The 7,459-nt window shown below is 63.0% G+C and carries 6 protein-coding genes and 1 pseudogene; 3 read left to right on the top strand and 4 right to left on the bottom strand.

What is annotated here, in order from left to right; translation table 11 throughout:
• Together EN893_RS38940 and mtnK are read right to left on the bottom strand one after the other, a co-directional pair.
• A pseudogene (locus EN893_RS38940) lies at positions 1-402 on the bottom strand (S-methyl-5-thioribose-1-phosphate isomerase); the annotation flags it as partial.
• Positions 399-1,673 carry an S-methyl-5-thioribose kinase gene (mtnK, locus tag EN893_RS02405; protein WP_127270091.1) on the bottom strand — a complete coding sequence of 425 codons (1,275 nt, stop codon included), beginning with the start codon at positions 1,671-1,673 and terminating at the stop codon, positions 399-401. The pseudogene EN893_RS38940 and the gene mtnK, both read right to left, overlap by 4 nt.
• A gap of 135 nt (positions 1,674-1,808) precedes the next feature.
• On the opposite strand from mtnK, the gene EN893_RS02400 reads away from it, so the two are divergent.
• From EN893_RS02400 to EN893_RS02390, 3 genes are all read left to right on the top strand, one after another.
• Complete coding sequence (locus tag EN893_RS02400; protein ID WP_127270089.1) at positions 1,809-3,320, top strand: sugar ABC transporter ATP-binding protein; 1,512 nt, start codon at positions 1,809-1,811, stop codon at positions 3,318-3,320.
• A 79-nt stretch (positions 3,321-3,399) separates the two neighbouring features.
• Positions 3,400-4,395 carry an ABC transporter permease gene (locus EN893_RS02395; RefSeq protein ID WP_127270087.1) on the top strand — a complete coding sequence of 332 codons (996 nt, stop codon included), beginning with the start codon at positions 3,400-3,402 and terminating at the stop codon, positions 4,393-4,395.
• 50 nt (positions 4,396-4,445) lie between these two features.
• The gene (locus EN893_RS02390; protein WP_023808755.1) at positions 4,446-5,498 is read left to right on the top strand and encodes a substrate-binding domain-containing protein; all 1,053 of its coding nucleotides are present in this window, start codon (positions 4,446-4,448) and stop codon (positions 5,496-5,498) included.
• Between the two features lie 218 nt (positions 5,499-5,716).
• Here EN893_RS02390 and EN893_RS02380 read toward each other — a convergent pair whose 3' ends face one another.
• The gene (locus EN893_RS02380; protein WP_127270083.1) at positions 5,717-6,583 is read right to left on the bottom strand and encodes an alpha/beta hydrolase; all 867 of its coding nucleotides are present in this window, start codon (positions 6,581-6,583) and stop codon (positions 5,717-5,719) included.
• A gap of 137 nt (positions 6,584-6,720) precedes the next feature.
• Positions 6,721-7,459 (bottom strand): SDR family oxidoreductase (locus EN893_RS02375; protein WP_128361387.1); only part of this gene is annotated, 739 nt, incomplete at its 5' end.

The following is a 7,459-nucleotide window of genomic DNA, read 5'->3' as shown; positions in this document are numbered from 1 at the left end:
GTTGAGGCCGACATCTTCGTCGGCGATCTCACTGGCCCGCCGATAGGCGGCTTCGGCGCGTTGTTCGGGAGGCAAAGGCCGCAGGAAGCGCCGCATTTCGTCCAGCGCCCAGCGCAGATTGATCGCGGTTGGCCGCGTCTCGTGCAGGGTCTCCCACACGGCATCGAGCGCTGCATCCGACGGATCGTCAGCCATCTGCATGGCGACGCCGTAGGCAGCGGTGACGCCGATCAGCGGCGCGCCGCGTACCCACATGTCGCGGATGGCGGTGGCGATGCCGTCGACCGTGCCGATCGTCTCGATGCGGAAATCGTGCGGCAGCCAGCGCTGGTCGATGATATCGACCGAACGGCCGTCGTCGCTCAGCCAGATGGTGCGATAGTGGCGGTCGCCGACGTTCAAATGCTGCTCTCCTGTTCGATCAGCGCGGCCAGTTGGTTGACCTCGTCGATGCTGTGGATCTGGCGCCGGTTGACGGCGAGATGGCGGCCGAATCGCAGCGCCTTTGCTTCACAACTGGCGCGCAGATCCTCGTCGGCAATGGTCTCGAAATCGGCATTGTGGGCGAGGCCGAGGATACGCCGATGAACCTCGATGCCGGCAAAGCCGAGCAGGTCGGTCCACATCTGGTGCAGCACATGGTCGAGCGCCTGCTCGGCGCCGAGCCTGTCGCCCTGATCCTCGAACAGGCTCTTCTGATAGAGCATGCCGGTGCGCTCGGTGCGCCATAGATGCGAGAATTCGGCGCGGAACACCGACCATGTCTCGACCGTCACACCGAGCAGATAGGCGCGCATGGCGTCGCGCTTTCCCTCCTCCTCGTGGCCGCGTTGCGAGAAGAACGACATCCAGAAATTGGCGAGCAGCATGCCGACATCGAAAGCCATCGGACCGTAGAAGGCGAACTCCGGATCGATCATCCGGGTTTCGCTGTCGGTGACCATGATCGAGCCGGAATGCAGATCGCCATGCAGCAGCGTTTCGGCATTGGCGGCGAAGATGTGCTTCAGCCGCTGCGCCTCGACCTTGAGGTCGCGGTCGGCGCGCAGTTCGGCGACCAGGCCGTCGAGCTGCGGCGAGGTGTGCCGGTTCATCTTGGCGTCGAAATAGGGGTCGGAAAACACCAGGCTTTCGGTGATGTCGCAAAGCTCGACATTGTCGGCGAACAGCGCCAGATCGGCCTTGCGGTCCTTGGCGGCCATATGGAGGTCGGAGCCGCGAAACAGCGTCCGGGCCATGAACAGGCCGATATCCCGGGCGATGTTCGGCAATTGCCGGCCGTCGATCAGCGCACGGCGCAGGATGATATGCGGCGGCGCAAGATATTCCATGATGATCAGCGCCTGGCCTTCATCGAAATAATGGATCGCCGGCACCGAGCCTGGCGCGCGTGCCTCTTGCCTGGTCAGTGCGTGATATTCGAAGAAGGAGCGCTTCAACGGCAGCGGCCAGCTGTCGCCGACCAGGCGAACATAGGGCAGGGCTTGCTTGACCACGGCTGCACCGCTGGCGCCCTCGACGATGAACACCAGGTTGAGATTGCCGTCGCCGACCTCGCGGACCTTCCAGGCGCCAGTGTCCTTGCCGATCTTCGCGCATAGCGCCTCGTTGCCGCCAAGGCGTGCAGCCAGGGTTTCGACCGATAGTGCTTCGAACGGCAATTTTTCAGTCATCGTCATCCTCCCGCTTATGCGCTCCGAACATAACGGAGGCGTGGCGGCTGGGCCAAGCTAGGAAGCGATCTGGCAATTGTCAATCGTGTTGACAATTGCCGATACAGCCCATAGCGTCATGTCAGGGAGGAACGCATGGTCGGTAATGCCGTGTTCCGCGTAGAGGGACTGAGGAAATCCTTTGGCCATAACGAGGTGCTAGGCGGCGTCTCGGTCGAATTGCATGCCGGCGAAGTCACCGTGCTGATGGGCGCCAACGGCGCCGGCAAATCCACCCTCGTCAAGATCATCTCCGGTGTCTACGAACGCGGCGGCGGCACGATGGCGCTCGCCGACCAGGATTTCGCACCGAAAACCCCGGCCGAAGCGATCCGCGCCGGCGTTGTCACCGTGCACCAGAATATTAACGACGGTGTCGTCGCCGACCTCGACGTCGCCACCAACCTGACCCTCGACCGACTGAGCGGCAGCGGCGCGCCGACCCTGTTCAATCCCGTCCGTGTGCGGCGGGAGGCCAAGGCGGTTGCCGACCGCATGGGGCTGGCCATCGATTTGAAGGCGCGGGTGAGCGATCTTTCGCTGGCCGATCGCCAGATGGTGGCGATTGCCCGCGCGCTGGCGCACAAGCCGAAAGTGCTGATCCTCGACGAGCCGACCTCATCGCTGTCCAGCGCTGAGGCCGACCGGCTGTTCGCGCTGATCGACAGGCTGCGCGAGCAGGGCGTGGCGATCCTCTACATCTCGCATCGCATGTCGGACATCAGGCGGCTGGCCGACCGCATCGTCTCGATGCGTGACGGGATCATCTCAGGCATTTTCGACAGGAAACCGCTCGACTATGAAGGCGCGGTCAACGCCATGCTCGGCCGCAAGATCCATCTCGACCAGATCGTCGTCAGGAATTCGGCCAAGGCAGTCGTGACGATCGAGGGTCTACGCATTGCGCCGGGCGCCCGGCCGATCTCGCTGACGCTCGGCGACGGCGAGGTCGTTGCCATCACCGGCCTCGTCGGCGTCGGCAAGACGGCGCTTGCCGAGACTCTCTTTGGTGTGCGCCAGCCGCTCGCCGGCACAATGACGCTGAACGGCAGGCCTTATGCACCTGAAACAGCCGGCGAAGCGATCGCCGCCGGCGTGTTCCTCGTTGCCAAGGACCGCGGCGAGAATGGCATCGTCCAAGGCTTCAACATCCAGGAAAATATCAGCCTGCCGTTTCACAAGCGCATGTCGCGCTTCGCTGTTCTCAGGCGCCGTCTGGAACGCGCCACCGCGCGCCGGCAGATCGAAGAACTGGGCATCGTCTGTCGGTCCGAGAAGGACGACATGTCGGAGCTGTCCGGCGGCAATCAGCAGAAGGTGATGGTCGCGCGCTGGATGGCGCAGGATGCAAGGCTGTTCATCCTGGATGAGCCGTTTCAGGGCGTCGATATCTCGGCCCGGCGCGACATTGCCGCCAAGCTCAGGGCGAGTGCAAACGGACGCGCCACGCTTTTGTTCGTCACCGAACTCGACGAGGCCTTGGAAACCGCCGATCGCATCCTGGTCATGTCGGAACAGACTATCGTCGGCGAACACCGCAATGCCGATGTCGATCTCGACCGCCTGCTGGCCGAGGTTGCCGGCGGACCGCTGCACAGTGCGGCCTGAGCGCGGGCGATAGGAATTGGAATGGAGAGAGCATGGGTTCGGATTGGATAAAGACGGCAGCAGCGCGCGGGAGCGCCGGATGACATTGCGCGACCACGCCATCCGCTACGGGTTCATCGTGCTCTTGTTCGGGCTCGTCGCCTATTTCTCGATCGCCGCCGACGGTTTCGTTTCGCCGCAAAGTGCCGTTTTCATCTTCCAGTCGGTCGCCATCACCGGCGTGCTGGCGCTCGGCGTCACCGCCACGCTGGTCGTCGGCGGCTTTGATCTCTCGATCGGCTCCGTCGCCACGTCAGCCATGATGGCGGCCGCCTATGTGATGGTGGTGCTGGAGCAGAACGCCCTTGTCGCGGTCGTCGTCTGCCTGCTCATCGGCGCAATTGTCGGCCTGATCAATGGCTGGCTGATCGTCTACATGCGCGTGCCCGATCTGCTGGCGACGCTCGGCATGATGTTCCTGCTCGTCGGCCTGCAGCGCATTCCAACCGAAGGCCGCTCGATCGCCACCGGCATGACCATGCCGGACGGTTCGGTCGCCAGCGGCAAATTCTCCGACGCCTTCCTGGCGCTCGGCCGCCACCGTTTCGATTTCTTCATCCCGAACCTCATTCCGGTGTCGGTGGTGGTCCTGCTCGTGCTCGCCGTGCTGATCTGGTTCTTCCTCGAATACACACGTTTCGGTCGCATGATGTATGCCGTGGGCAGCAATGAGCGCGCCGCCGAACTCGCCGGTGCGCCTGTCAAGGCATACAAGATCTGGGCCTACGTTATTTCAGGAGTTTTTGCCTCGATCGGCGGCATTTTGCTCGCTGCCCGGCTTGGACGCGGCGACATCGCCTCGGGTAATAATCTGCTGCTCGATGCGGTCGCCGCGGCGCTGATCGGCTACGCGGTGCTAGGTGCCGCCAAGCCGAACGCCTTCGGCACCGCCATCGGCGCGCTGTTCGTCGGCATCTTGCTGCAAGGCCTGACGATGATGAACGCGCCTTACTACACGCAGGATTTCGTCAAGGGCGTGGTTCTGGTCGTCGCCCTTGTCTTCACCTTTGCGCTTTCGGGCAGGGGCAGGAGGTAGCTTTCGACCGGAACAGGATTTTGGGTTCAACAAGAGTGGAGGAAAACAAAGTGAGCATTACAAGAAGACTTCTGGGGAAGGTGGCGCTCGGATTGGCCGGCGCAACCATGCTGATGCAGGTCCCGGCTTTTGCCGCGGACAAGCCGGCGCCTTTCGACAAGCCCGGCGTCAAGATCGCGCTGGTGCGTTATCTCTCGACCGGCGACTTCTTCCAGGCCTATCTGTCGGGCGTCGAGGCGCAGTCGAAGGCGCTCGGCATCGACCTGCGTGTCCTCGACAGCCGCCAGGATGCCGCCCTTCAGTCCGACATGGTCGATCAGGCCATCGCGCTTGGCGTGCAGGGCATCATCATCCAGCACGGCCTGACGGAATCGATGAAGGACGCCGCCCAGCGTGCGGTCGACGCCGGCATCAAGGTGGTGGCGTTCGACGTCAATGTCGAGAATCCCAAGATCCCGCAGATCGAACAGTCCGACCGCGACTTGGCGCGCCTCGCCCTCGAGCAGGCGGTCAAGGACAATGGCGAAAGCTGGAATGCCGGCTATGTCTATGTCGCCGGCATCGCGCCGCTCGACCGCCGCAACGAGACCTGGGTCGACGTCAAGAAGAAGTATGCCGGCATCAAGGAAGTCGCGATGTTCGGCACGCTCGACAATCCGATTGCCAACTCAGTCGCCAACCAGGCGCGTTCGGTGCTGACGGCGCATCCCGACATCAAGGTGATGTTTGCTCCCTATGACGAATTTGCCAAGGGCGTGAAGATCGCCGTCGACGAAGCGGGCTTGAACAAGGGCATCAAGATCTATTCGGCCGATATCTCGACGTCCGATATCGCTGCGATGCGTGAGCCCGACAGCGCCTGGGCCGCGACCGCCGCGACCAATCCGGCTGTCGTCGGCCAGGTCTCGGTGCGTGCGCTGGCGCAGTTGCTGGCCGGTGAAGACCCCGGCCACAACGTCGTCGTGCCGCCGACGCTGATCACCCAGAAGGACCTCATCGACAAGGACATCAAGAACATGGAGGACCTGTCGGCCAAGCTGCCGCAGTTCGCCCATGCCGATGTCGCGATGCCGGCCTGGATGCCGAACCCGAACGCGAAGTAGGTTTCGTTATCGAAGGCCGCCTGCAGCCGCTTGCTGCAGGCGGCCTTTTGCTGAATATCTGCAGCCGGCGCCAGGCTCCGGCCCAAGGTACGGTGCTTATATGGAAGTCCAGGCGGCAATCGAGGAAGACCTGTCCGGCGCCGTCGCCGGAACCTTGTTTCGATGCCCGCAGTGACGAGGCTGATTCGAGGCTGGGAACCAGGGCCTGGAAACACATTCTAGAGTTGCTGTAGCAGGGGTTTCGCGGCGGCCGAAGGATGCTGGTCGTTCCAGAAGTCGAGCACAGTCGAGATTATTGCCTCCGGCGCGTCTTCCTGAACGAGATGTTTGGCATTTGGAACCGTGATGAACGGCGCACCGGGAATGCGGCGCGCGAGTTCTCGCCCGTCGTCGAGCGGAATCCACTCGTCGTCTTCACCCCACAGGATCGTCACAGGGCAACGTATCTCGTCGTATCGCCACTCGACCTCTCGACTGTACTTGTCGTCCATCTGTGCGATCTGACGCCAAAAAGCCTTCTGTCCCTCGTCTCCAAGCCATGGCTGCAGATAGAGCTGCATTTCGTCCGCGCGCAATGCGTTCGCGACAGCGCCGCCAATATAGGCGCGAAGCATGGCTTCATGGATATAGGCGGGCAGACTGGCAAACGCTTTCTCGTGTTCTTTTGCCGCTTGAACCAAGGGCGATCCCTGAGGGCTGATCGCGACCGGATCAATCAGCACCAGAGAGCGATAATCGAGCCCATTGAGCAGGTGGCCGCGCAACGCGACGGAGCCGCCGAAGTCATGCGCCACGATGTCTGGCCACTCCAGCTCCCAGTGAGCGTAGAGCGCCGCGAACAACTCGTTTTGAATGCCGCGCGACACGTCCGCGTCGGGCTTGGCGGATTGCCCGTAGCCGAGCATGTCAAAATAGTAGATCCGGCGCCGCTGCCCGAGCCAAGCTGCAATGCGCCGCCATTCCACCGACGAGAACGGGGTACCATGAAGCAAGACCGCCGGCGGGCCGTCGCCGATCGCTCCCCATGCGATCGGGTGACCCGAAAAAATAAAGCGTTCGGGCAGGGACCAGTCATCGGTTGGCATGAGGGAACTCCCGGCAACAATTTAGCTGCTTGACCTTGCTCGATCTCAATGGTCGGTCGGGTCGAAAGTTCCCAACCGCCCCTTCTCGAGCAAGCTTCGGAGTTGCACCGCACCTTTCGTCTGGACGGATCTCTACGTCAGCGCAGCGCTGCCGCGATATTCCCGCCGTCGACCGTCGTCACATCGGCGGTGGTGCGGTCGGCCAGCGCGTGATGCAGGAAGGCCTGCGCCACGTCCTGCGCCGTCACTTCCTGGCCGAGCAGATTGCCGGACATGTAGTCCTTCTCCGACACGCCCCGCGCGCCCGAACGGCTGGCAATCATGGCGTCGGTCAGAAGCCCCGAGCGGATGCGGTCGGCGTTGACGGCGTTGGAGCGGATGCCATGCGCGCCATAGTCAAGCGCGTACTGCCTGGACAGGAACAGTGTCGCCGCCTTCGGCACGCCATAGGCGCCGAACTTCGGGCCGGGGTTGACCGCCTGTTTGGAGGTGTTGAACAAAAGCACGCCGCCTGTGCCCTGCTCGAGCATGATGCGCACCGCATTCTGCGCCACCGATTGGTGGGCGAAGAAATTGAGCTCGAAACTCTTGCGCAGGAGCGCGTCGTCGAGCTCACCGATGCGACCTTCCCAGGCGGCGCCGGCATTGGAAACCAGGATGTCGACACCGCCGAACACGGCAACCGCTCTGTCGAAGGCGGCACGCACCTGCGCCGGGTCGGTGATGTCGGCGGCGACGCCGATCGAATTGTTGCCGGCCTTCTTCGCCGCGTCGGCAGCCTTTTCGGCGTCGAGATCGACGACGACGGCATGGGCGCCATTGTCGGCGAACAATTTGGCTGTCGCTGCACCGATCGCGCCGGCGCCGCCGGTGATC

The sequence above is a fragment of the Mesorhizobium sp. M7A.F.Ca.CA.004.04.2.1 genome, assembly GCF_004022825.1.
Classification (GTDB): Bacteria; Pseudomonadota; Alphaproteobacteria; order Rhizobiales; family Rhizobiaceae; genus Mesorhizobium.
The sequence above is the reverse complement of the archived record's forward strand: the minus strand, read 5'-3'. Positions and strand labels throughout refer to the sequence as shown.